At 69.4% G+C, this 23,196-nt stretch carries 23 protein-coding genes, 1 tRNA gene and 1 riboswitch; of the genes, 18 read left to right on the top strand and 6 right to left on the bottom strand.

Going from position 1 to position 23,196, the window contains the following annotated elements; genetic code table 11:
- The first annotated feature begins 17 nt into the window (after window positions 1–17).
- A complete protein-coding gene (locus BVG12_RS09450) occupies window positions 18–1,685 on the top strand; it encodes a beta-N-acetylhexosaminidase (RefSeq protein ID WP_083684830.1) in 1,668 nt (555 codons plus the stop codon).
- Window positions 1,686–1,709: 24 nt separating this feature from the next.
- On the opposite strand, the gene BVG12_RS09445 is transcribed toward BVG12_RS09450, so the two are convergent.
- From BVG12_RS09445 to BVG12_RS09435, 3 genes are read right to left on the bottom strand one after another with little or no spacing between them, the layout of a single operon-like run.
- Window positions 1,710–2,492, bottom strand: a complete 783-nt coding sequence (locus BVG12_RS09445) for a 3-hydroxybutyrate dehydrogenase (protein WP_075792174.1) — start codon at window positions 2,490–2,492, stop codon at window positions 1,710–1,712.
- Window positions 2,493–2,508: 16 nt separating this feature from the next.
- Window positions 2,509–3,723, bottom strand: a complete 1,215-nt coding sequence (locus BVG12_RS09440) for a patatin-like phospholipase family protein (RefSeq protein ID WP_083684827.1) — start codon at window positions 3,721–3,723, stop codon at window positions 2,509–2,511.
- The gene (locus tag BVG12_RS09435; RefSeq protein ID WP_229503845.1) at window positions 3,716–4,219 is read right to left on the bottom strand and encodes a carboxymuconolactone decarboxylase family protein; all 504 of its coding nucleotides are present in this window, start codon (window positions 4,217–4,219) and stop codon (window positions 3,716–3,718) included. Before BVG12_RS09435 ends, BVG12_RS09440 begins: the two co-directional genes overlap by 8 nt.
- Window positions 4,220–4,441: 222 nt before the next feature.
- Here BVG12_RS09435 and BVG12_RS09430 point away from each other — a divergent pair, with 222 nt between their 5' ends.
- Together BVG12_RS09430 and BVG12_RS09425 are read left to right on the top strand one after the other, a co-directional pair.
- Window positions 4,442–5,068, top strand: coding sequence for an NUDIX hydrolase (locus BVG12_RS09430; RefSeq protein WP_075792172.1), 627 nt, complete (start codon window positions 4,442–4,444; stop codon window positions 5,066–5,068).
- A 163-nt stretch (window positions 5,069–5,231) separates the two neighbouring features.
- Window positions 5,232–6,365: a TGL-type protein-glutamine gamma-glutamyltransferase gene (locus BVG12_RS09425; protein ID WP_075792171.1), complete on the top strand. Its 1,134-nt coding sequence runs from the start codon at window positions 5,232–5,234 to the stop codon at window positions 6,363–6,365.
- A 6-nt stretch (window positions 6,366–6,371) separates the two neighbouring features.
- Here BVG12_RS09425 and BVG12_RS09420 read toward each other — a convergent pair whose 3' ends face one another.
- Entirely contained in the window at window positions 6,372–8,153 is a 1,782-nt protein-coding gene (locus BVG12_RS09420; RefSeq protein WP_075792170.1) for a PHA/PHB synthase family protein, read from the bottom strand.
- Window positions 8,154–8,282: 129 nt separating this feature from the next.
- On the opposite strand from BVG12_RS09420, the gene BVG12_RS09415 reads away from it, so the two are divergent.
- Window positions 8,283–8,353 (top strand) — tRNA-Cys (locus BVG12_RS09415).
- Window positions 8,354–8,374: 21 nt separating this feature from the next.
- Here BVG12_RS09415 and bluB read toward each other — a convergent pair.
- Window positions 8,375–9,049, bottom strand: a complete 675-nt coding sequence (gene bluB, locus BVG12_RS09410; protein ID WP_075792169.1) for a 5,6-dimethylbenzimidazole synthase — start codon at window positions 9,047–9,049, stop codon at window positions 8,375–8,377.
- A gap of 82 nt (window positions 9,050–9,131) precedes the next feature.
- Window positions 9,132–9,338, top strand: a riboswitch (cobalamin riboswitch).
- 131 nt (window positions 9,339–9,469) lie between these two features.
- Between bluB and BVG12_RS09405 the strand changes: the two genes are divergently transcribed.
- Genes BVG12_RS09405 through BVG12_RS09340 form a run of 14 tightly spaced genes read left to right on the top strand, consistent with a single transcriptional unit; the run spans window position 9,470 to window position 20,198 of the window.
- On the top strand, window positions 9,470–10,150 hold the full coding sequence (locus tag BVG12_RS09405; RefSeq protein ID WP_075792168.1) for an energy-coupling factor ABC transporter permease: 681 nt from the start codon (window positions 9,470–9,472) through the stop codon (window positions 10,148–10,150).
- A complete protein-coding gene (locus BVG12_RS09400; protein ID WP_075792167.1) occupies window positions 10,147–10,467 on the top strand; it encodes an energy-coupling factor ABC transporter substrate-binding protein in 321 nt (106 codons plus the stop codon). The genes BVG12_RS09405 and BVG12_RS09400 overlap by 4 nt, the downstream gene beginning before the upstream one ends.
- Window positions 10,454–11,188, top strand: coding sequence for a cobalt ECF transporter T component CbiQ (gene cbiQ, locus BVG12_RS09395; protein WP_075792166.1), 735 nt, complete (start codon window positions 10,454–10,456; stop codon window positions 11,186–11,188). The genes BVG12_RS09400 and cbiQ overlap by 14 nt, the downstream gene beginning before the upstream one ends.
- The gene (locus BVG12_RS09390) at window positions 11,185–12,051 is read left to right on the top strand and encodes an energy-coupling factor ABC transporter ATP-binding protein (protein WP_075792165.1); all 867 of its coding nucleotides are present in this window, start codon (window positions 11,185–11,187) and stop codon (window positions 12,049–12,051) included. The genes cbiQ and BVG12_RS09390 overlap by 4 nt, the downstream gene beginning before the upstream one ends.
- Window positions 12,048–12,839, top strand: a complete 792-nt coding sequence (gene cobM / locus BVG12_RS09385; protein ID WP_075792164.1) for a precorrin-4 C(11)-methyltransferase — start codon at window positions 12,048–12,050, stop codon at window positions 12,837–12,839. Before BVG12_RS09390 ends, cobM begins: the two co-directional genes overlap by 4 nt.
- Complete coding sequence (locus BVG12_RS09380) at window positions 12,836–13,729, top strand: sirohydrochlorin chelatase (RefSeq protein WP_083684825.1); 894 nt, start codon at window positions 12,836–12,838, stop codon at window positions 13,727–13,729. The genes cobM and BVG12_RS09380 overlap by 4 nt, the downstream gene beginning before the upstream one ends.
- The gene (locus BVG12_RS09375) at window positions 13,726–14,403 is read left to right on the top strand and encodes a precorrin-8X methylmutase (protein ID WP_075792163.1); all 678 of its coding nucleotides are present in this window, start codon (window positions 13,726–13,728) and stop codon (window positions 14,401–14,403) included. Before BVG12_RS09380 ends, BVG12_RS09375 begins: the two co-directional genes overlap by 4 nt.
- Window positions 14,400–15,590 (top strand): cobalt-precorrin-5B (C(1))-methyltransferase, encoded by a 1,191-nt coding sequence (locus tag BVG12_RS09370; RefSeq protein ID WP_075792162.1) that lies wholly within the window; start codon window positions 14,400–14,402, stop codon window positions 15,588–15,590. The genes BVG12_RS09375 and BVG12_RS09370 overlap by 4 nt, the downstream gene beginning before the upstream one ends.
- Window positions 15,591–15,592: 2 nt before the next feature.
- Window positions 15,593–16,906: a precorrin-6y C5,15-methyltransferase (decarboxylating) subunit CbiE gene (cbiE, locus tag BVG12_RS09365; RefSeq protein WP_075792161.1), complete on the top strand. Its 1,314-nt coding sequence runs from the start codon at window positions 15,593–15,595 to the stop codon at window positions 16,904–16,906.
- The gene (gene cobI, locus BVG12_RS09360) at window positions 16,903–17,694 is read left to right on the top strand and encodes a precorrin-2 C(20)-methyltransferase (protein WP_075792160.1); all 792 of its coding nucleotides are present in this window, start codon (window positions 16,903–16,905) and stop codon (window positions 17,692–17,694) included. The genes cbiE and cobI overlap by 4 nt, the downstream gene beginning before the upstream one ends.
- Window positions 17,691–18,449 carry a cobalamin biosynthesis central domain-containing protein gene (locus BVG12_RS09355; RefSeq protein WP_075792159.1) on the top strand — a complete coding sequence of 253 codons (759 nt, stop codon included), beginning with the start codon at window positions 17,691–17,693 and terminating at the stop codon, window positions 18,447–18,449. The genes cobI and BVG12_RS09355 overlap by 4 nt, the downstream gene beginning before the upstream one ends.
- The gene (locus tag BVG12_RS09350) at window positions 18,446–18,850 is read left to right on the top strand and encodes a cobalamin biosynthesis protein (protein ID WP_267877479.1); all 405 of its coding nucleotides are present in this window, start codon (window positions 18,446–18,448) and stop codon (window positions 18,848–18,850) included. Before BVG12_RS09355 ends, BVG12_RS09350 begins: the two co-directional genes overlap by 4 nt.
- Window positions 18,847–19,845, top strand: coding sequence for a precorrin-3B C(17)-methyltransferase (gene cobJ / locus BVG12_RS09345; RefSeq protein WP_075792158.1), 999 nt, complete (start codon window positions 18,847–18,849; stop codon window positions 19,843–19,845). The genes BVG12_RS09350 and cobJ overlap by 4 nt, the downstream gene beginning before the upstream one ends.
- Complete coding sequence (locus BVG12_RS09340; RefSeq protein ID WP_075792157.1) at window positions 19,842–20,198, top strand: (2Fe-2S) ferredoxin domain-containing protein; 357 nt, start codon at window positions 19,842–19,844, stop codon at window positions 20,196–20,198. Before cobJ ends, BVG12_RS09340 begins: the two co-directional genes overlap by 4 nt.
- Window positions 20,199–20,474: 276 nt before the next feature.
- Here BVG12_RS09340 and BVG12_RS09335 read toward each other — a convergent pair whose 3' ends face one another.
- Entirely contained in the window at window positions 20,475–23,060 is a 2,586-nt protein-coding gene (locus tag BVG12_RS09335) for a bifunctional aconitate hydratase 2/2-methylisocitrate dehydratase (protein ID WP_075792156.1), read from the bottom strand.
- Window positions 23,061–23,196 lie beyond the last annotated feature (136 nt).

Genomic DNA, 23,196 nt, shown 5'->3' with positions numbered 1-23,196 from the left:
CATCATCGAGGTGTAGCATGCGCATCGTCGCCGTCCTGTCCTGCTGTTGCCTGATCGGCGTGGTCCACGCGCAGGACATCGTGCCCCGTCCCGCACACATCGAGCGCGGCGCCGGCGGCTTTGCCCTGACGCCATCCACCCGCATCGTCGCCACCGGCGCGGCACTGCCCGAGGCGGCCATGCTGCGCGACTACCTGCGCCCGGCCACCGGCTTCGACCTGCCCGTGCGCGAACGCGCCGACGGCAACGCGATCCGCCTGCGCCTCGATCCCGGCGCCGCCACGGGCAAGGAAGGCTACCGCCTCGTGAGCGACGCGCGCGGCGTGACCATCTCGGCCGCGCAGCCGGCGGGCCTGTTCTACGGCATCCAGACGCTGCGCCAGATGCTGCCGCCCGACATCTACCGGCAGGCGAAGGTCGCGCGCACGTGGGCGCTGCCGGCCGTGGCCGTCGCCGACGCGCCGCGGTTCTCCTGGCGCGGCAGCCACCTGGACGTGGTGCGCCACTTCATGCCGAAGGAGTTCGTCCTGAAGCACATCGAGCTGCTGGCCCAGCACAAGATGAACGTCTTCCACTGGCACCTGACGGACGACCAGGGCTGGCGCATCGAGATCAAGCGCTATCCGCGCCTGACGCAGGTGGGCGCCTGGCGCCGCGACAGCATGCTCGCGTATTCGCCGCCGCGCTACGACGGCAAGCCGCACGGCGGCTTTTATACGCAGGACGACATCCGCGAAGTCGTCGCCTACGCGGCCGCGCGCCATGTGACGGTCGTGCCCGAGATCGAGATGCCGGGCCACGCGCTGGCCGCCGTCGCCGCGTATCCCGAACTGGGCAACCAGCCGGACCGCAAGCTCGACGTGGGCACCGACTGGGGCGTGATTCCCCACGTGTTCAACGTGGAAGACGGCACCATCGCGTTTCTGCAGAACGTGCTGGACGAGGTGATGGATCTGTTCCCCGGACAGTACATCCACGTGGGCGGCGACGAGTGCCCGAAGGCGGAATGGGCGCAGTCGCCGGCCGCTCTGGCGCGCATGAAGCAGCTGGGACTCGTGCCGGCGACGGCCACGTTGCGGGACCTGCAGGACTATCGCGACGCCCAGGGCAAGCCGGCCGAGCATCCCGCGCTGCACGGCTTGCAGAGCTGGTTCATCGGCCGCATGGACGCGTACCTGGCGCAGCACGGCCGCCGCCTGATCGGCTGGGACGAGATCCTGGAAGGCGGCCTCGCGCCCGGCGCAGCCGTGATGAGCTGGCGCGGCGAGGCGGGCGGCATCAAGGCGGCCGGCGCCGGCCACGACGTCGTCATGACGCCGGAGCGCGAAACCTATTTCGACTTTTACCAGGCCGACCCGAAGAGCCCGGGCTTTCGCGAACCGATGGGCGTGCGCGACGTGACGACGCTCGCGCGCGTGTACGCGTACGACCCGCTGCCGGCCGCGCTGCCGGCGGCGCAGGCGAACCGGGTGCTGGGCAGCCAGGCGCAGTTGTGGACGGAATACATGCCGACGCCGCGCGACGTCGAATACATGGCCTGGCCGCGCCTGCTGGCGCTGGCGGAAGGCTTGTGGACGCCAAAGGCCGCCAAGGACTACGGCCGGTTCGAACGGGCGATGCCGGCCGCGCTGGGCCGGCTGCAGGTGCAGGACGTGAACTACCGCCCGCTGGACGGCCCGCGCTGAACGAGCGCCCGCGGGCTGACAAACCTATTGCATGAACCAGCCGTGGCTGACGACGATCGACTGACCCGTCAGCGCGTTCGACGGGAAGGTCGCGAGGAACAGCGCCGTTTGCGCGACGTCTTCCACGGTCGTGAATTCGCCGTCGACCGTCTCCTTCAGCATCACTTTTTTCACGACGTCCTCTTCGCTGATCCCGAGTTCCTTGGCCTGTTCCGGGATCTGCTTCTCGACGAGCGGCGTGCGCACGAAGCCCGGGCAGATCACGTTGGCGCGCACGCCGTGGGCGGCGCCTTCCTTCGCGACGACCTTGGCCAGGCCGACGAGGCCGTGCTTGGCCGCGACGTACGGCGCCTTGAGCACGGACGCTTCCTTCGAGTGCACGGACCCCATGTAGATGACGGTGCCGCCACGGCCCTGCGCATACATCCGCTTCAGGCAGGCGCGCGTCGTGAGGAAGGCGCCGTCGAGGTGGATCGCGAGCAGCTTCTTCCAGTCCGCGAACTTGAATTCATCGACGGGCGCGACGATCTGGATGCCCGCGTTCGACACCAGGACGTCGATGCCGCCGAATTTGTCGGCGACTTGCGCAATGCCCGCGTCGACCTGCTCTTCGTTCGTCACGTCCATCGCGACGGCGAGGGCGCGCGCGCCGGACGGGTCGAATTCGCGCGCGACGGCCTGGGCGGCGTCCAGGTTCAGATCGGCGATGGCGACCTTCGCGCCGTGGTCGAAATAGGTCTTCGCGATCTCTTTGCCGATGCCGCTGGCGGCGCCGGTGACGACGGCGACTTTATCCTGCATGTTCATGGTTGTCCTTTGCGAATTAGGTAAGGGGAACGGGGATCGGGTGGGTGGGCGCCGTCAGGAAATCGTGCACGGCCGGGTTGTCCTCGAGGCGCGGCAGCTTGAAGATCTCTTCGTGGGCGAGGGTCTTCGTCGCGTCCGCATAGCCGGCCTGCCAGTGTTCTTTCATCGTCCGGCGCGAGAACTCGAAATCCTTGTACTGGCCCTCGTACGTGGGTGAGCGGTACACCAGTTCGACGATGTTGTACAGCGCCCGGTCCGACGCTTCCGCCAGCAGCTTCGCCTGCGGCGTGGCGGCCAGCGTGGGCGGCATCAGTGCCAGCAGCTCGTTGAACGCGGTGCGCAGCTTTTCGGTGCGGCGGAACGCGTCGGTGGCGTTGCGCGTGCGGCTCGAATACTGGATCTCCTTCATGCGCGTGGCGACGCCGGCCAGGTCGTTCGGCACCTCGCCGCGCGCGCTCCACAGGTCGACCTGGAACACGAGCGTGTGCAGACGCGAGCGCGCCGACAGCACCCAGTCGAGCGGCGTGTTCGACACCATGCCGCCGTCCCAGTAACGCTCGCCGTCGATCTCCACCGAGTCGAAGCCGGGCGGCAGGGCGCCGCTGGCCATCACATGTTCCGGCCCGATGCGGTCCTTGGCGTTGTCGAAGTAGGCGAAGTTGCCGGTCCTGACGTTGACGGCGCCGATCGACAGGCGCGTCTCGCGCGCGTTGATCCGGTCGAAGTCGACGAGGCGTTCCAAGGTCGCGCGCAGCGGCGCCGTGTCGTAGAAACTCGTCGCGCCCCTGCCGGGCCAGGACAAGAAGGGCGGCGGCACGCGCGGTTCGAAGAAGCCGGGCACGCCCTGCACGAGGACCCTCCCTGCCGCGAGCTGGTTGACCCAGGCGTGCAAGCTGTCCACGAGGGGCACGCCGGTCCACTGGTCGCCCACGATGCCGTCGCTCCCCGAGCTGACGAGTTCCCAGAACTCGCGCAGCCGCGCGACGCGGTGTTCACGCGCATTGCCGGCGATGATCGCGCTGTTGATGGCGCCGATCGATATGCCGGACACCCATGTCGGCTCGACGCCCACTTCCAGCAAGCGTTCGTACACGCCGGCCTGGTAGGCGCCGAGCGCGCCGCCGCCCTGCAGCACGAGGGCGATGCTGTCGAACTCGGTGGCGCACGGTTTCGGTGGTTCGGCGGGAGCCCGCGTGCCTTCGTGCAGCACGCTTTCGTCGCGCTTATTCACGTTCCGGCACCGGCACGTTGAAGCCGTTCAGCGTCGTCGACACGAGGGCGTACAGGCCGACCAGGTAGATCAGTTCGTTGGTGCCGTGCTGGCCGAACGTGGCGACGGCCAGCCGGTACAGCGGCTCGGGCAGGATGCCGCCGCGCGCCAAGGCGTACGAAAAATCGAACGCGACGTTTTCCTCGCGCGTCAGGTCGGTCGGCTTCTGGCCCGCGACGAGCGCGGCGAGCCGCTCGGCGGACATGCCTTCGCGTTCGGCGACGGCGACGTGCGCATACAGTTCGTAGGCCGCGTTGTAGCGCGCGCCGACGACGAGGATCGCGATCTGGCGTGCGTTGTCGGGCAGAGCGGCGTTGGCCGTCATCGCGAGCGTGAGGTTCCAGATCGCCTTGCCGATCGCGGGTTCGTGCAGCCAGGGGTTCCAGGGCCCCATCAGGGCGCCGTCCTCGCGTTCGACCTTGAACGCGTTGAAGTTGGTGGCAATCCCTTTACGCATGTCGTCGTAAAGGGCTTTTTGTTCGGCGCTGAGTTCGGCCGGTGAGATCAGTGGCAGACGCAATTCATTCCTCGCTGTGTCAATATGAAGGGCGAGGCGACGTCGGGGCGCGGGCTGCGCGTCGCCTCGTCCGACATTCTGGCAAATTGCGGATGAGGCCGCCGTACGATTGGATGATGCGCGCCATATCTGCGCGTGGAGAACGACTTGAACGACACCTGGATGGTTCACCCTCAACCGGACGACGACGGCCGCCAGGTCCGCCTGCACGCGCCGTCCTGCGAAGCGAACCTGCACGCCCTCGCGGATCCGTTGGCCGCGCTGACCTTCGTGCCCGGCAGCGTGTGCGCCGGCATGTTGAACGATGTGCCGCTGGCCCCGTGCACGCGCGCGGCCGTCGACGCCGCGTGCCGCCATGCGGGCGCCATGGCGGCGTTCGACGAGCCGCCTTTCGTGCTCCCGGCCGGCAAACGCGCGGCTGCCGGCGCCGTCGTGCGCGAGGCGGACGGACGGCTCTGGCTCGTGGCACCGTCGAACGGCTTCGGCGGCTACGCGAACACCTTTCCCAAGGGGCGCGTCGAACCGGGCCTGTCGCTGCGGGCGACCGCCATCCGCGAAGTCTGGGAGGAAACCGGTCTGCACGTGGCGCTGACGGCCTGGCTCGGCGATTTTTCCCGCACGCAGACGTTCACGCGCTTCTACGTCGCCCGCCGCATCGGCGGCCATCCCGGGCACATGGGGTGGGAGTCGCAGGCCGTCCACCTCGTCACGCCGGACCGGGCCCGCGAGCTGCTGAACCGGGACACCGATCATGCCGTGCTGGAAGCACTGCTGCGGGGCTTTGAGTAAGGTCAAACCCGATGCGAGGCAAGCATGGCAAGCTCAGCCTTTCCAAATTGTAATGTTTGCGGCGCCGGCCTTCATGTTCACCGCAGCTTGGCGGCATACCGTTTCTGTTGCATATCGGAAAATTTCTTGCCCTGTCCGTCGTCCTTTTCGAGGCCGTTGCACCGTGAAATTCGACGTTTTCCCGGTTTTGCCGGAACGCGCCCCGCCGACCACCGGCGGTCTTGACATCATTCCGGATGACCCCTGGCAGCACCGCCAGGTAGTGGACAAGCTCGATGAGCTCGCCTTGCTGCCGCATCTCGCGCCGCCCGGTTCCGGTCGCGGATTCGTCCTGTCGACGGAAGCCGCGCATGCCCTCGTCGACGACGGCGGCACGCTGAACCTGTGCCGCGACCTCGGCCTCGACACTGCCACGAGTATGGGGCACCTCGAGCGCGAGATCGTGCTGGCGTTGCTGGCTGCGCCGCGCACCTTGCGCTTCGCGAGCGCCGCCGAGTTCCTGGCGGCCGTCGCGATCCGCCGCAACATCGTCGTGGCGGCGCGCGCGACCCGGCTCGCGTTCGGTACGGCCGAAGCGAACCGCCCCGAGAGCCACTGGACGTACGACGAGGACCGCGGTTTCACGGTCCTGCCCGGCCAGCCGTTGATCGACGCGCTCACGCTCGCCACCCAGCCGGAGGCGGGCGACGGGCGCGTGTACGCGTTTTCCTGCTACCGCGCGACCGAATACGTGATGCTGCTCGGGATGGCCCGTGAACTGGAACGGCTCAATCCGCCGCTACTGACGGCCTTGCAGCGGCAGTGGGAAACGCGGGCGGTCCAGTCGGGCGCCTTCCACGACGTTTTCCTGGTCGAGTACGGTTCCCTCGCGGCCCCGCTGCCGCCGCGCTACTACGTGCCGGGCGATCGCGTCTGGTTCCGCAACCCGGACGCGCTGTCGTCGGATGCGTCCGGCTACGAAGGCTCGTGGGTGATCTATCTCGGCAACGGCCTGTTCAGCAATTTCTGGCGGCGCGACCGGCCATACAGTCTCGTCAGCAAGTGCCTGGAGATCTACCACTGGCGTCACGGCACGTATGTCGATGCGGAGGGCGATCTGCGGATGAACGAGGCGATCGTCGACGCGAAGGTGGCGGAAACGGCGGGCGACCCTGCCGCGCTGGCAACGGTCGTCGCGCGCATGTCGCGCCTGCGCGATGGCCGGGGTCGTTATGCGGACGGCGGCTGCATCGATTTTTCGCGCGAGTTCGTGCGCAACGTCTGTCCGGGGACGGCCGCCATCGTGCTGCCCGGCTGACGCCGGTCATGGCTGCAGCACGTAGTGGCCGGGCGCGTCACGCAAGCTGCGTCCCGGCGGCGGCGGCGCCACCCATGGGCCCGCGAGCCGCGTCAGCCAGTGTTCCCAGGCCGGCCACCAGCTTCCTTCACGCACGCGGGTCTCGGACTGCCAGGTGTCGGGATCGACATAGGGCCCGTCGTGCTCATGGGTACTCATCTGGTAACTTCGGCCCGGCGTGCCCGGCGGCGACACGACGCCCGCGTTGTGGCCGCCCGTGGTCAGCAGGAATGTCACCGACGTGTCGCTCAGCGGAATGATCTTGTAGACGGAGCGCCACGGAGCGACGTGGTCCGTCATCGTGCCGACCGCGAGGATGGGAATGTGGATGTCGGTCAGCGACACGGGCCGGCCATTGACGATGTAGCGCGAGCTGGCCAGGCTGTTCTGCAAAAACAGGTTGCGCAGGTATTGGGAATGCATGCGGCAGGGCATGCGCGTCGCGTCCGCATTCCACGACGCCAGGTCGTTGTCCTTGTCCGGAATGTCGAGCAGGTAGTGGCGCAGGCGGCGCGACCAGATCAGGTCGTTCGAGCGCAGCAGCTGGAACGCGCCGGCCATCTGGCGCGTGTCCAGGTAGCCCTGCTGCCACATCACGGCCTCCAGGAAGCTGACCTGGCTCTCGTCGATGAACAGCGACAGCTCGCCCGGTTCCGTGAAGTCGACCTGGGCCGCCAGCAAGGTCATGCTGGCCAGCCGCTCGTCGCCGTCGCGCGCCATCGCCGCCGCCGCGATCGCCAGCAGCGTGCCGCCCAGGCAATAGCCGCAGGCGTTGACCTGGGGCGCGCCGGTCTCGCGCACGACGGTGTCCAGCGCTTCCATCACGCCATGGCGCCGGTAATCTTCCAGCGACAGGTCGCGGTCGTCGGCCTGCGGATTTTTCCAGGAAATCATGTACACCGTATGGCCGTGCTCGACGAGGTAGCGGACGAGCGAGTTCTGCGGCGAGAGGTCGAGGATGTAGTACTTCATGATCCACGCCGGCACGATCAGCTGCGGCACCGCGTGGACCTGCGGCGTGACGGGATCGTAGCGCAGCAGTTCGATGAGATGGTTGTCCATGACGACCTTGCCGGGCGTGATGGCGACGTCGCGGCCGGGCCGGTGGCTGACGGGCGCCGTGGTGCCGGCCAGCGCCCGCCGCAGGTCGGTGCCCGCCCGGGCCAGCCCATGCACGAGGTTCTGGCCGCCGCTGGCGAGCGTGACCTGCTGCGCCACCGGGTTGGTGGCGATGAAGTTCGACGGCGCGACGCCGTCCAGCAACTGGCGCGCGACGAACGTGACCACGTCGCCGTGGTGCGACGACACCCCGCGCACGCCGCTCGTGGCCCGGTGCCACCATTGCTGCGTGAGCAGGAAGCCCTGGCTGAGCTGGTTCCACGGCCAGGTATGCCACAGCGGATCGTTGAAGCGCTTGTCCTGCGCCAGCGGCTGCACGGGCTCGGCTGCCGTGCCGAACATGGCGCTGGCGCTGTACTGCAGCCAGCGCTGCATGTTGCTCGCGGCCTGCACGCCCAGCTCCATCTGCTTGGCGGGCGACAGCAGCAGGTGGCTGGCCCAGTCGTACCACGCGCCGGCCAGCGCGGCCGGCGAGACGTAGCCGGTCACGCGCCCCAGCGCGGCGTTCAGTGCCAGGTCGATGTGGGCATGCTCGACGCTTGCCTCGGGATAGCGCGGCCGCGGCCCGCCTTGCCACGTGCTGGCTTCGCGCCGCTGTTCGCTCGGCGGGATTTCGGACAGGATGTTCATGGCGCGCGGGCTCCTTACAAAGATGCATGGCCGTTAGACCAGGATCCGGCCGCTTAGTGCCGCGCGGGAGCGTAAAATTGCTTGATGCATCGCAGTTGCGAGCCCGGCGGTGAACGTATCATTTGCTTCGGCGAGGTAGCAAAGCGGTTATGCGGCGGCTTGCAAAGCCGTTTAGACGTGTTCGACTCACGTCCTCGCCTTTCGAATTACACGGGTTGCCGTCAAACAGGCGTTTGCCCGAACAGCGAACCCGGCTGTCCCCAGGTATCTTCATACAGCATGTCGTCCACGGCGCGGCGCTTGTCCCAGCCTTCGGCCTCGAGCATGGGCGCAGGGTAGAACTGCGCGACGTGGCCGACGCACAGCACGGCGATCGGCATGGTGTCGTCGGGCATATTGCACAGCGCGCGCACGCGCTGCGGATCGAACAGGGATACCCAGCCGACACCGATCCCTTCGGCGCGCGCGGCCAGCCAGAAGTTCTGGATCGCGCACGATGCCGACGCAAGATCCATCTGCGGCATCGTGCGCCGGCCGAACACATAAGGTTCGCGCTTGTCCATCAGCGCGACGACGAACAGCTCGGCGCATTCCAGGATCCCCTCGACTTTCAGACGCATGAAATCCTGCGCGCGCTGGCCGAGCGCATGCGCGGTCTGCACGCGCTCGTCGTCCACGTGGGCGTGGATGTCGCGACGCAGCTCGCGGTTGACGATGCGGATGAAACGCCACGGCTGCATCAGTCCGACACTGGGCGCGTGGTGCGCGGCCCGGATGAAGCGTTCCAGTTGTTCCGCATCGACAGGCGTTGCGAGGAAGTGGCGCATGTCGCGCCGTTCGAAGATGGCGCGGTAGACGCCCTCGATTTCGGGGGACGAAAAGGCATTGGGGGACATGGGAATCCTCTACTGAAGGACGGAAGGCGGGGCGGTACCGCATTTTTTTTTCGAGCAGAACTAGGCTGCTTTCGCCGTTCAGTGTAAGATCGCGGCCTTGGGTGCGTCAATTCCTCTCGGAATTGCGTTAAACGGGAAACCGGTGACACCGCCTCGCGCGGCCATTCCGGTGCAGCCCCCGCTGCTGTAAGCCTGACGACTCTGCCTGTAAGCCACTGCGAGCAATCGCGGGAAGGTGCGGAGAAGGATGACGGCGAGCCAGAATACCGGCCCAGACAAGCCAGCACCATTCCCCGGGGTGACGGGAAGCCGCTGCCGATCGCGTCGTGCGCCGGGCTGTGTCCGCGTGCCGTCCACCCGTCGGCCGTCCTCTTGCCTCCCCGTTGGTGCCGTTATGGACCATTCGACGGGAGGATTCGAATGCACATCATGGAAGGTTTTCTGCCGCCCGTTCACGCGCTCGGCTGGACCGCCGTTTCCGTTCCTTTTCTGGCCTGGGGCCTGCGCTCGATGGGGCGCGGCCTGCGGGCGCATCCCGAGCGGCGCATGCTGCTCGGCGTCGCCGCCGCGTTCGCGTTCCTGCTGTCGGCGCTCAAGCTGCCGTCCGTGACGGGCAGCTGTTCGCACCCGACCGGCGTCGGCCTCGGCGCGCTGCTGTTCGGGCCCGTCGCGATGGTGCCGGTGGGCTTCGTCGTGCTGCTGTTCCAGGCGCTGCTGCTGGCGCACGGCGGCATCACGACGCTCGGCGCCAACGTGTTCTCGATGGCGATCGTCGGACCGTGCGTGTCGTACGGCGTCTTCCGCGCCGTGGCCGCGCTGGGCCTGACGCGTTCCGCCGCCGTCTTCCTGGCGGCCTGCGTGGGCGACCTGGCGACCTATGTGACCACGTCGGCGCAGCTGGCGTGGGCATTTCCTGCTGCGTCCGGCGGCTTTGCCGCGTCGTTCCTGAAGTTCGCCGGGATCTTCGCGCTGACCCAGGTGCCGATCGCCATCAGCGAAGGCCTGCTCACCGTGCTGGTGGTGAATGCGATGGCGCGCTTCAACGCGCATGAATTGCGTGCGCTGCCCGTCATGGCGGTGCGTGCGCGGGAGCCGGCATGAAGCGCCGGACGTGGTGGATTCTCGCGGCCGTCATCCTGCTGACGGTGCTGCCGCTGTGGCTGGCGCGCGCGCCGGCGGGCGGTTTCGGCGGTGCCGACGACGCCGCCCGGCAGGCCGTCGGCACGATCGCGCCCGGCTACCGGCCGTGGTTCGCGCCCCTGGTCGAACCGGCCAGCGCGGAGATCGCATCGCTGTTGTTCGCGCTGCAGGCCGCCGCCGGCGCGGGCGTGATCGGCTTCTGGCTGGGTCTCTCGGTTGCGCGCGAACGTGCGCGCCGCGCGGCGGATCCGACACGGGAATACGATGCGGATCGATGACGCCGCCTACGCCAGCCGCTGGCGCCATGTCGCGCCGTCGGCCAAGCTGCTGTTCGCGTCCGCCGGCACGGCCGCGGCATGGATCGCGCACGGCCCCGGCGCATTGGCCCTGCTCGCGGCGGCCTCGATGCTGGCCGCGCTGCTGGGTGCGCGCGTGCCGCCGCGCACCTATGTCGCGGTGGCGCTGGCGCCGTGCGGCTTCCTGCTGCTGTCCTGCCTGACGATGCTCGTCGCGCCCGGCACCGACGGCGCCTGGCACTGGACGCCAGCGGCGCTGCCGTTTGTTGCGCGCACGGCGCTGCGCTCGCTCGCCGTGCTGGCGGCGCTGCTGGGCCTCGTGCTCACGACGCCGCTTCCCGACCTGCTCGCGCTGCTGCGCCGCCTGCGCGCGCCCGAGCTGCTGCTCGACCTGATGGCGCTGAGCTACCGCATGCTGTTCGTGCTGCGCCAGGCGTGGGACGAGGGCGTCACGGCGCAAAGCGCGCGCCTGGGCCATGGGGGCTGGCGCCGGGCGTGGCGCTCGACCGGGCTGCTGGCCGGCCAGATGGCGGTGCAGGTCTGGCACCGGGCCGCCGCGCTGCAGGCGGCCGCCGACGCGCGCGGCTACGACGGCCGGCTGCGCTTCCTGCCGGGCGCATTCCCCCATGCCCGCCGCGACCGTCTCGCCGCGCTGCTGGCCGGTGCCGCGCTCATGGCCGTGGCGCTCGGAGACCGGTCGTGACGGCCGCGTCGCTGCTCGCCTTGGAGGCCGTGGACCATGTGTTCGCCGACGGCAGTGCCGGCCTGCGCGGCTGCGGCCTCGCGCTCGCGCGCGGACGCCGCCACGCGCTGCTGGGCGCCAACGGCGCCGGCAAGACCACCGTGCTGCAACACCTGAACGGCTTGCTGCGCCCGACGGCGGGCCGGCTGCTGTGGGAGGGGCGGCCGGTCGATTACGGACGGGCGGGCCTGGCCGCGTTGCGGCGCCGCGTCGGCCTGGTTTTCCAGAATCCGGACCGGCAGCTGTTCTCGGCGCTGGTCGAGGAAGACGTGTCGTTCGGTCCGTTGAATCTCGGCCTCGACGCGGACACGGTGCGCGCCCGCGTGGCCGCGGCGCTGGACGCCGTCGACATGGGCGCGCACGCGCGCCGCCCCGTGCATCACCTGAGCTTCGGCCAGAAGAAGCGCGTCTGCATCGCCGGCGTGCTGGCGATGGCGCCGGAAGCGTTGCTGCTGGACGAGCCGATGGCCGGCCTCGACGCGGCGATGCAGGCCGAACTGGCGCAACTGCTCGACCGTCTCGCCGCGGGCGGCGTCACGATCCTGCTGTCCACGCACGACATCGATTTTGCCTACGCATGGGCCGACGACATCCATCTGATGGCGGCCGGCCGCTGCACCGCGTCCGGTCCGGCGGCGGCGCTCGCGCGGCAGGAGGGCGTGCTGCGCGCCGCCGGCCAGCGCCCACCGCTGGCGCTCGCCCTCCATGAACATCTGGCCGCGCGCGGCGTGCTGCCCGCGGACGCCGCGCCGCGCAGCGTGGACGCCGTGCTCCACGCCCTGAACGCGCTGCCGCTCGATCATTTCAGAAGGACACCCGCATGACACATCCAACCCCGGGCAAGGTCTGGTTCGTGGGCGCCGGCCCCGGCGACCCCGAACTCGTCACCGTCAAGGGCCAGAAGCTGCTGGCGCAGGCCGGCGCGATCCTGTACGCCGGCTCGCTCGTCGACCGCGCCGCGACGCTGTATGCGCCGCCCGGCTGCGTCATCCGCGATTCCAAGGACATGACCCTGGAAGAGATGACGGCCTGGCTGCTCGAACAGGTCCGCATCCACGCCACCGTCGTGCGCCTGCAGACGGGCGACCCCGGCCTGTACGGCGCGCTGATCGAAATGGCGCGTCCGCTCGCGGCGGCCGGCGTCGAGTGGGCCGTCGTGCCGGGCGTGTCGTCGGCGATGGCCTCGATGGCCGCCGCCGGCGAGTCGATGACCTTGCCCGAAGTCACCCAGACCGTGATCCTCACGCGCGTCGAGGGCCGCACCCCGATGCCGTCCGGCGAGGACCTCGCCAGCCTGGCGGCGCACCGCACGACCTTGTGCATCTTCCTGTCGATCACGCTGCTGTACAAGGTCGAGGCGGCGCTGCGCGCGGCCGGCTGGCCCGACGACGCGCCGATGCTCGTCGTGCACAAGGCCAGCTGGCCGGGCGAGGAAAAGATCCTGCGCGGCACGCTGGCCACGATCAAGGCGCGCTGCCGCGAGGCCGGCGTCGCCAGCCAGGCGATGATCGTCGCCAGCCCTACGCTGGGCGCGCTGCACTGGGACTCCCTGGCGCGCTCCAAGCTGTACGACCCCACATTCACCCACCGTTTCAGAAAGGCGAGCGCATGAACCATCCCATCATGCCGGTAGCGACCGCGGCAAACGACACCACCCTCATCGTCGGCCACGGCTCGCGCGAAGCATCCGGCAACGACGAGATCCGCGACTTCGCGGCGCAATGGCGCGCGCGCCGGCCGGACCTGCGCATCGAACTGTGCTTCATCGAATTCGCGCCGCCCGGGTTGAACGCGGCCCTGCTGGACGCCGCGCGCACGTCGCGCCGCGTGCTCGTCGTGCCGCTGATCCTCAACGCGGCCGGCCACGTCAAGATGGAGATCCCGGAAGCCGTCGAACAGGCGCGCCTGGCGCATCCGCAGGCCGAGATCCTGCTGGCCCCGCACCTGAGCGCATGCGACCCGGTTCTCGCGATCCTCAAGCGCCGCCTGCGCGGGGCGATGCACGCGCTCGACATGCCCGACCCGACGACCACCGGCGTCGTGCTGCTGGGCCGCGGTTCGTCCGACCGCGGCGCGAACGGCGACATGGCCAAGATGGCGCGCTGGCTGCAGGAAGAGGGCGACCACGAACTGGTCGATCTCGCCTTCACCGGCATCACCTGGCCGCGCCTGGAAAAAGTCGTGCAGCGCCAGGTCCTGCTGGGCGTGCGCCAGGTCGTCGTGCTGCCGTACTACCTGTACACCGGCACGCTGGTGCAGCGCATCCACCGCCAGGTCGAGCATCTGCGCGGCCAGTATCCGCAGGTGCGCTTCGCCGCCACCTCCCACTTCGGCTTCGAACAGGAGATTTTCGAGTTGATGGAGCAGCGCGTGGCGGACCTGGCGGCGGGCGTGCCGGACAGCCGCCTGCCGTGCGACGGCTGCAGCTACCGCGAGATCGCGCACGACCACGGGCACGGGCACTCGCATGCGTACACGCACGCGGAGGTGCAGCCGGCATGAGCACCGTGAACACCGTCACCGAGCAGCTGACGCGCGCCGGCCAGGCCATCGAGCACGACAGCTTCGCGATCATCGACGCCGAGGCCGGAGCGCACGGCTACACGCCGGCCCAGTGGCCGATCGTGCGCCGCATGATCCACGCGAACGCCGACTTCGATTTCAACGGCCTCACGTGGTTCCACCCGGATGCGGTGGATGCGGGCATCCGCGCGATGATGGCGGGCGCGACGCCCATCGTGGCGGACGTCGAAATGATCTGCTCGGGCCTGTCGCAGCCGCGCCTGGCGCACTTCGGCATGGCGACGCACCAGTTCATCAGCGACCCCGACGTGATCGAGGCGGCGCAGCGCGCGGACACCACGCGCGCCGTGCAGGCCATGCGCAAGGCGCACCGTCGCGGCCTGCTGGACAACGCCATCGTCGGCATCGGCAATGCGCCCACCGCGCTGATCGAGCTGGTGCGCCTGATCCGCGAGGAGGGCGTGCGGCCGGCGCTGGTCGTCGGCATGCCGGTGGGCTTCGTGTCGGCGGCCGAGTCGAAGGACCTGATGGCGCAGGTCGACGACGTGCCGTGGATCGTGATCCGCGGCCGCAAGGGCGGTTCGACGCTGGTCGTTGCGGCGCTGCATGCGCTGCTGGCGCTCGCGGAAGCACGGCAGAAGGCCGGCGCATGATGGACAAGAAGGCCGAACGCGGCACCCGGACCGGTTTCACCACCGGCGCCTGCGCGGCCGCGGCCGCGCGCGCCGCCGCGGTCGGACTGGCCACCGGCCGCGTGCCGGAGGAGATCGACAGCCTGCTGCCGAACGGGTCGCGCGTGCGCTTCGCCGTGCACGACGGCCGCTGCGCCGCCGGCACGGCGCATGCGATGGTCGTGAAATTCGCCGGCGACGATCCGGACTGCACCGACGGCGCCCACCTGACCGTCGACCTGCGCCTGTTGCCCGGCCAGGCCGGTACCGTCGCCTTCGTCGCGGGCGACGGCGTCGGCACGGTGACGATGCCGGGCCTGGGCCTGGAAGTGGGCGGCCCGGCCATCAACCCGGTGCCGCGCTGGAACATCGCCGACAACCTGCGCGAAGCGGCCCCCGGCCTGCTGGCGCAACACGGCGTCGAAGTCACCGTCAGCGTGCCGGACGGGCAGGCGATGGCGAAGAAGACGACCAATGCGCGCCTGGGCATCCTCGGCGGCATCAGCATCCTCGGCACCACCGGCATCGTCAAGCCCTATTCGACGGCCGCATGGCGCGCCAGCGTGGTGCAGGGCGTGCAGGTGGCGGCGACGGCCGGCCACGATCTGGTCGCGCTGACCACGGGCGGGCGGACCGAGACCTTCGCGATGGCCACGCTGCGCGCGGAAACGCCGGACCTGCCGGCCGCGTGCTTCGTGCAGATGGGCGACTTCCTGCGCTACGCGCTCGACGAAGCGGCGGCGCAGGGCATCGGCCTCGTGGTGCTGGCCGTCATGGTCGGCAAGCTGACCAAGATCGCGCAGGGCGAGACGATCACACACGCCAACCGCAGCGAGGTCGATACGGACCTCGTGGCGGCGATCGCGCGGCGCATCGGCGCCGCGCCCGCCGACTGCGCCGCCATCGCGGCCGCCGAGACGGCGCGCTTCGGCGCCGAGCTGATGGTCGAACGCGGCCTGGGCGACGCCTTCCACGCCGCGCTGGCGCAGGCCGCGATCGACACGCTGACTGCCCCCGACCGCTACGGCCAGGCGTTCCGGCTGCGCGTGCTCGTGTGCGACTTCGAAGGCCGCCGGGTCGCCGACGTGTGGTCCGCCCCCGTGCCGCCGCGCGCGCGCGCGGGCGACGCCATCCGCATCGGCATCGAACACATCCTCGACATCGACTGAACATGGACACCTGCCTGCAAGATCCCAATCCCTGCCGCGTGATCGGCGTCCTCGACGACGGCGCCGCCGGCCTGACGCCGACCGCGCTCGCTTACCTGCGCAGCGCCGACGTCGTGATCGGCGGCGCGCGCACGCTGGCGCTGCTCGACCGCGAGCTGAAAGCCGGCGCCGTGCGCCACGACCTGACGGGCCGCCTGAAGGACGTGCCGGGCTGGGTGCGCGCCGCGCGCGCCGATCACCTGGCCTGCGTCGTGCTCGCGACCGGCGACCCGCTGTGCCACGGCATCGCGCCTTACCTCGCCCAGCACCTGTGCGTGCAGGCGCTGGACATTCTGCCCAACCTGTCGACCTTGCAGCTCGCGTGCGCCCGCATCGGCCTGGCGTGGCAGGATGCGCGCATCGTCTCCGTCCATGCGCGCGACGCCGGCGAGTGGGCGCGCGGCAGTGCGCCGGCGCACGGCCTGTACGCGCTGGCGCAGGCCCTGCGCCGGCATGCGCGCCTGCTGGTGCTGACGAGTCCCGACAATTCCCCGGACCGGATCGCGCGCCTGCTGCTGGCCGAGGGCCTCGGCGACGATTTCCACATGGCCGTGGCGGAAAACCTTCTGCAGCCGGAAGAGCGCGTGCTGGCCGAACTGAGCCCCGCCGACGCCGCGACGATGCGTTTCGCCGCGCTGAATGTCGTGCTGTTGTGGCGCACGACGGCGGCGCCCCGTCCGCAATGCTTCGGCCTCGCCGACGACGCCTACGAACAGCGCCAGCCGGAAAAGGGCTTGATCACCAAGCAGGAAGTGCGCGCCGTCAGCCTCGCGCGCCTGTGCCTGCGGCCCGACAGCGTCGTGTGGGACATCGGCGCCGGCTCCGGATCCGTCGGCCTGGAAGCGGCGCGCCTGTGCCCGCGGGGCCACGTGTATGCCATCGAAAAGAACGAGCTTGATCACGCCATCGCGGGCCGCAACCACGCGGCGTTCGGCGTCAGCAACTACAGCCTGTTCCTCGGCAAGGCGCCGGACGGGCTGGATGGCTGGCCGGACCCGGACGCCGTGTTCGTCGGCGGTTCGGGCGGCGAGCTCGCCACGCTGATCGACGGCGTGCTGCGCCGCCTGCGCCCGGACGGCACGCTCGTGATGAACTTCGTCACCTTGGAAAACCTGGCCACCGCCACCGCCGCGCTGCAGGCGTGCGGCGCGGGCGTCGTCTGGGACGTGCTGCAGCTGCAGGCCGCGCGCAGCAAGCCGATCCTGCACATGCACCGCATGGCCGCCGAGAATCCGGTGTGGATCGTGTGCGCGCGCCGCGCGGGAGAGACGGCATGACCGGCACCCTGTGGGGCATTTCGCTCGGTCCGGGCGACCCGGGCCTCATCACGCGGGCCGCCTGGGACGCGCTGCAGCGCCGCGACGCGGTCTGGGTCTATCCGGCGCGCAGCGGCAAGACGTCCAGCTATGCGCTCGACATCGTGCGGCGCGCGGGCTTGGCGCCTCCCGACGACCACACGTTGCTGCTGTTCCCGATGACGCACGACGGCGACAAGCTGGCGCGCGCCTGGCTCAAGGCCGCCGAGACCGTGCTGCCCTGGCTGCGCGCGGGCCGCGACGTGCTGTTCCTCGTCGAGGGCGACGCCAGCACCTATGCCACGTTCGGCCACCTGGCGCGCACGGTGAGCGCGCTGGACGCCGCCGTACCGGTACGCGTCATCGCCGGCGTCAATGCCTTCACCGCCGCCTGCGCGCACGTGCCGGTGCCGTTCGCCGAGCAGGACGACACGGTGGCCATCGTGCCGGCCGCGTACGGCGTCGGCGCCGTCGACCGGTTGTTGTCCGACTTCGACACGCTGGTGCTGCTGAAAGTGAAACCGCTGCTGGATGAACTCATCGCCTGGCTCGAGCGGCGCGACCTGCTCGCGGGCGCCCATTTCATCGAACGCGTGGGCGCGCCGGACGAGCGCCGGTTCGACGGCCGCGACATCCTCGCGCTGCGCGGCACGAAGGTCAGTTATCTGTCGCTGCTGATCGTGAAGCATCCGCATCGCATCCGCGGCGAACGCATCAAGGGTTGCCTGAAGAAGAGCGGCCCGCAACCTATCGACCTGGAGACCGCATGAGCGAACCCACCCACATTGCCGCGCCGCGCCTGTGCCTCGTGGCCATCACGAAGCACGGCGCCGCGCTGGCCGCCCACCTGGCAGGCGACCTGCCCGAGGCGGACATCTGCACCTCGGCCAAGTTCGCGCCGCAGTTCGCGGGCGTGCCGAACGCGGTGCATGCCTACGACGGCGCGCTGCGCGACGAGATCGCCCCCCTGTTCGCCGCTTACGACCAGATCGTGTTCTTTGTCTCGCTGGGCGCCGTCGTGCGCCTGATCGCGCCGCACTTGCGCAGCAAGGACGAGGATCCGGGCGTGATCGTCGTCGACGACGCCGGCCAGTACGTGATCCCGGTGCTGTCCGGCCACGTCGGCGGCGCCAACGCGTGGAGCGAGCGCGTCGCCGACCTGCTCGGCGCCGCGCCCGTGCTGACGACGGCGTCCGACGTCGGCCGCACGATCCCCGTCGACATCCTCGGCCGCCACCTGGGCTGGCGCGTGGAGGCGCCGAAGATCAACGTCACGCGCGTCTCCGCCCATGTGGTCAACGGCGAGCCGATCGCGTTCGTGCAGGAAGCCGGCAGCCCGGACTGGTGGACCCGGCCGACGCCCCTGCCGGACACCATCCACCGCTATGCGCGTTTCCACGACGTGCCGCTGGAGCGCTACGCCGCCGTGCTGTGGGTGACGCATGCCGACGTGCCGGCCGGGCAGTGGGAGGCGCTGCACGAGCGCCTGGTCGTCTACCGCCCGCCGCTGGAAGCCGACGCGTGACGGCGTTCACCGTCGGCCTGGGCTGCGACCGCGGCGTGGCGCACGCCACCATGCGCGAGGCGGTGCTGGCGGCGCTGGCGCAGGCCGGCGCGCAGCCGGGCCAGGTGGCCGCCGTCGCCAGCATCGCGCTCAAGCGCGACGAAGCCGCGTTGCTCGCGCTGGCCGGGGAATACGGCTGGACGCTGCGTTTCTTCGAAGCGCAGGAACTGGCGCAGGTCGAGGTGCCGCATCCGTCCGAGACGGTGCGGCGCTACACCGGCACGCCGTCGGTCAGCGAGGCGGCCGCGCTGCTCGCCGCCGGTCCGGGCGTCCCGATGACCGCATTGATCGTCGAAAAACACAAACACCGGGGCGCGGACGGCCGCAACGTCACAGTCTCGATCGCAAGGATGGAACCATGAACGAACGACTCGAAGCACCCGCGACCGCGGGGAAGATCATGCTGGTGGGGATCGGCCCCGGCAGCGTGGACCACATGACGCAGCGCGCCCGCGCCGCCATCGCCGAAGCCGACGTGGTGATCGGCTACGTCACCTACATCAAGCTGGTGGCCGACCTCATCGAAGGCAAGGAGATCATCCGCAAGTCGATGACGGAGGAACTCGACCGCGCCGTCAGTGCGCTTGCGGCCGCGCGGGCCGGCAAGAAGGTGGCATTGATCTCGTCGGGCGACGCCGGCGTGTACGGCATGGCCGGCCCGACCTATGAAGTGCTGTTCCAGGCCGGCTGGACGCCGGACGACGCGGTGCAGGTCGAGATCGTCCCCGGCGCCTCGGCGTTGAACAGTTGCGCGGCCCTCGTCGGCGCGCCGCTCACGCACGATTTCTGCGCGATTTCGCTGTCCGACCTGCTGACGCCGTGGCCGACGATCGCGCGCCGGCTGGACGCCGTCGCGCTGGCCGATTTCGTCGTCGCGCTGTACAACCCGAAGAGCGGCCGCCGCACGCGCCAGATCGTCGAGGCGCAGCGCCTGTTCCTGCGCCACCGCCGCCCGGACACGCCGGTCGCCATCGTGAAGAGCGCCTACCGGCGCCGCGAGAACATCGTGTTCACGACGCTCGACGCGATGGCCGACGCCGACATCGGCATGCTCAGCACGGTCCTGATCGGCAACAGCAACACCTTCATCCGCCACGGCGTGATGGTGACGCCGCGCGGCTACGCCAACAAGTACGACATGGACGACGGCGGCAGCACGCGCGACGGCGAGCGCGCCGGGCGGTCGCTGTCCACGGGCCTGCTCGGCTGGCTGGACCTGCTCCGCGACGAGCACGCGGCCGGCACCGACATCGAGACGCTGGCCGCGCGCCATCGCCTGCCGGCCGACTACATCCGCGCCACGCTTGCGGAACCCTGGGAGCCGGCGCAACCCGCGGCCGAGGAGACGGAAGCATGAGCAATCACGAGGAAGAACAGCGGCCCGTCAAGCCGAAGATCGGCGATTACCGCCGTCACATGCTGGTCTGCACCGGCCCGCGCTGCACCGAGGATGGCGCCGCGCAGGCGCTGTTCGACAGCCTGGGCGACAAGTTCAAGTCCGCGGGCCTGAACGCGGGCGACCTGCGCGTGAAGCGCAGCCGCGTGAGCTGCTTCGCCGCCTGCAAGGGCGGACCGATCGTCTGCGTGCAGCCGGACGGCACCTGGTATTACAACGTCACGCCGGAGAACATGGACCGCATCATCGCCGAGCACCTGTGCAACGGACGGCGGGTCGAGGATCTCGTGTTTCACCAGGCCGGCGAGGATTGACCGGGCCGCACCGCCGGCAGCGGCGTGCCGCTGCGATCGCCTCGCGCCGTATCGTACCTGAGCGGCGCTCCCCGCCGGCCATGGCACCCGGCCGGATGCGAGGTCCGGCTCGAAGAAGCCGCGGTCGCAGCCGACCAGTACGCGGCGGTCGTCGATGCGCTGCAGGTCGCGCCGGAAGCCGAAAGGAGGGATGTTGGCCGACGCGGGAAGAGGATGTGAAAAGGGCCGGGCCCCGTATGGTACAGGACCCGGCCCCGGCAGGCTGACGCGTCAGCCTCAGATGGCGACGGAATCCGCCACGTCGCGGAACTCGGCGATCTGGTCGAAGTTCATGTAGCGGTAGATCTTGTCGGCGTTCTGGTTGAGCACACCGATGTGCGCCATGTACTCGTCGCGCGTCGGGATCTTGCCCAGCGTGGAGCACACCGCCGCCAGTTCGGCCGAACCCAGGTACACGCGGGTGTCGATGCCGAGGCGGTTCGGGAAGTTACGCGTCGACGTCGACATGACGGTCGCACCCTTGCGGATCTGCGCCTGGTTACCCATGCACAGCGAGCAGCCCGGCATCTCCATGCGCGCGCCGGTGCGGCCCAGCGTGCCGTAGTGGCCTTCGGCCGTCAGCACCTGCTGGTCCATCTTGGTCGGCGGCGCCACCCACAGGCGGACCGGGATGTCGGTCTTGCCTTCCAAGAGTTTCGAGGCGGCGCGGAAGTGGCCGATATTGGTCATGCACGAGCCGACGAACACGTCGTCGATCTTGTCGCCGGCGACGTCGGACAGCGTCTTGACGTCGTCCGGATCGTTCGGGCACGCGACGATCGGTTCATGGATGTCGGCCAGGTCGATCTCGATGACGGCGGCGTACTCGGCATCCGCGTCCGGCGCCAGCAGGTCCGGCTTGGCCAGCCACGCTTCCATCGCCTTGATGCGACGTTCCAGCGTGCGGCGGTCCAGGTAGCCGCTGGCGATCATCCACTTCATCAAGGTGATGTTCGAGGTCATGTACTCGATGATCGGTGCCTTGTCCAGGTGGACCGTGCAGCCGGCGGCCGAGCGCTCGGCCGAGGCGTCGGACAGTTCGAACGCCTGTTCGACCTTCAGGTTCGGCAGGCCTTCGATTTCCAGGATGCGGCCGGAGAAGATGTTCTTCTTGCCCTTCTTGTCGACGGTCAGCAGGCCTTGCTGGATCGCGTACAGCGGGATGGCGTTGACGAGGTCGCGCAGCGTGACGCCAGGCTTCATCTCGCCCTTGAAGCGGACCAGCACCGATTCCGGCATGTCCAGCGGCATCACGCCGGTCGCGGCGGCGAAGGCCACGAGGCCCGAGCCGGCCGGGAACGAGATACCGATCGGGAAGCGGGTGTGCGAGTCGCCGCCGGTGCCGACGGTGTCGGGCAGCAGCAGGCGGTTCAGCCACGAGTGGATCACGCCGTCGCCCGGACGCAGCGCGACGCCGCCGCGGTTCTCGATGAACGTCGGCAGTTCCTTGTGCATCTTGACGTCCACCAGCTTCGGATAGGCGGCGGTGTGGCAGAACGATTGCATCACGAGATCGGCCGAGAAGCCCAGGCAAGCCAGGTCCTTCAGCTCGTCGCGGGTCATCGGGCCGGTGGTGTCCTGCGAGCCGACGGTGGTCATCTTCGGTTCGCAGTACGTGCCCGGGCGGATGCCCTGGCCTTCCGGCAGGCCGCAGGCGCGGCCGACCATCTTCTGGGCCAGCGAGAAGCCGCGACCGCTGTCTTCCGGGTTCTGCGGCAGGCGGAACAGCGTCGACGGCGCCAGGCCCAGCGACTCGCGCGCCTTGGCGGTCAGGCCGCGGCCGATGATCAGCGGAATGCGGCCGCCGGCGCGCACTTCGTCGAACAGCACGTCGGACTTGACCTTGAATTCGGCGATGACTTCACCGTTCTTCAGTGCGCGGCCGTCGTACGGACGCAGTTCGATGACGTCGCCCATTTCCATGTTCGACACGTCCAGCTCGATCGGCAGGGCGCCGGCGTCTTCCATCGTGTTGTAGAAGATCGGGGCGATCTTGGTGCCGAGGCACACGCCGCCGAAGCGCTTGTTCGGGATGAACGGGATGTCTTCGCCCGTGAACCACAGCACCGAGTTGGTGGCGGATTTACGGGACGAACCGGTGCCGACCACGTCGCCGACGTAGGCGACCAGATGGCCCTTGGCTTTCAGCGCCTCGATCTGCGCGATCGGGCCGATCTTGCCGGGTTCCTGCGGTTCGATGCCGGGACGCGGATTCTTCAGCATCGCCAGCGCGTGCAGCGGGATGTCCGGGCGGGTGGTGGCGTCCGGGGCGGGCGACAGGTCGTCGGTATTCGTCTCGCCGGAGACTTTGAAGACGGTCAGCGTCAGGCTTTCCGGCACGGCCGGGCGCGACGTGAACCACTCGGCGTCGGCCCACGATTGCAGCACTTCCTTGGCGTTGGCGCTGCCCTTGTCGGCCAGTTCCTTGACGTCGTGGAAGTAGTCGAACATCAGCAGGGTCTTTTTCAGGCCCTCGGCGGCGGCGCTGCCGACGGCCGGATCGTCCAGCAGGTCGATCATCGGCTTGATGTTGAAGCCGCCGAGCATGGTGCCCAGCAGGCGCGTCGCCAGTTCGCGCGAGACCAGCGGACTGGTCTCGAGACCCTTGGCAACGTTGTTCAGGAACGTGGCCTTGACCTTGGCGGCATCGTCCACGCCCGCGGGCACGCGGTTCGTGATCAGGTCCACGAGGAAGGCTTCCTCGCCCGCCGGCGGATTCTTGAGGAGTTCGACCAGGTCCGTGGTCTGGGCCGCCGACAGGGGCAGCGGGGGAATGCCGAGGGCGGCGCGCTCAGCGACGTGGGTGCGGTATGCGGCTAACATGATAGCTCTTTCAGTCGTTGTGAAAACCAGGCAAGCGGGTGCTTCGCCTGTGCTGAACGCTATTGTACATCACTCTTATATAAGACATAAGACGCTAAATCGTGAAATCGCGGGATAACAACGTCCGCGAAGATGT

This window comes from Massilia putida (assembly GCF_001941825.1).
GTDB classification, from domain to species: Bacteria; Pseudomonadota; Gammaproteobacteria; order Burkholderiales; family Burkholderiaceae_D; genus Telluria; species Telluria putida.
Note: the sequence above shows the minus strand (reverse complement) of the source record. Positions and strands in the feature narration are given on the sequence as shown.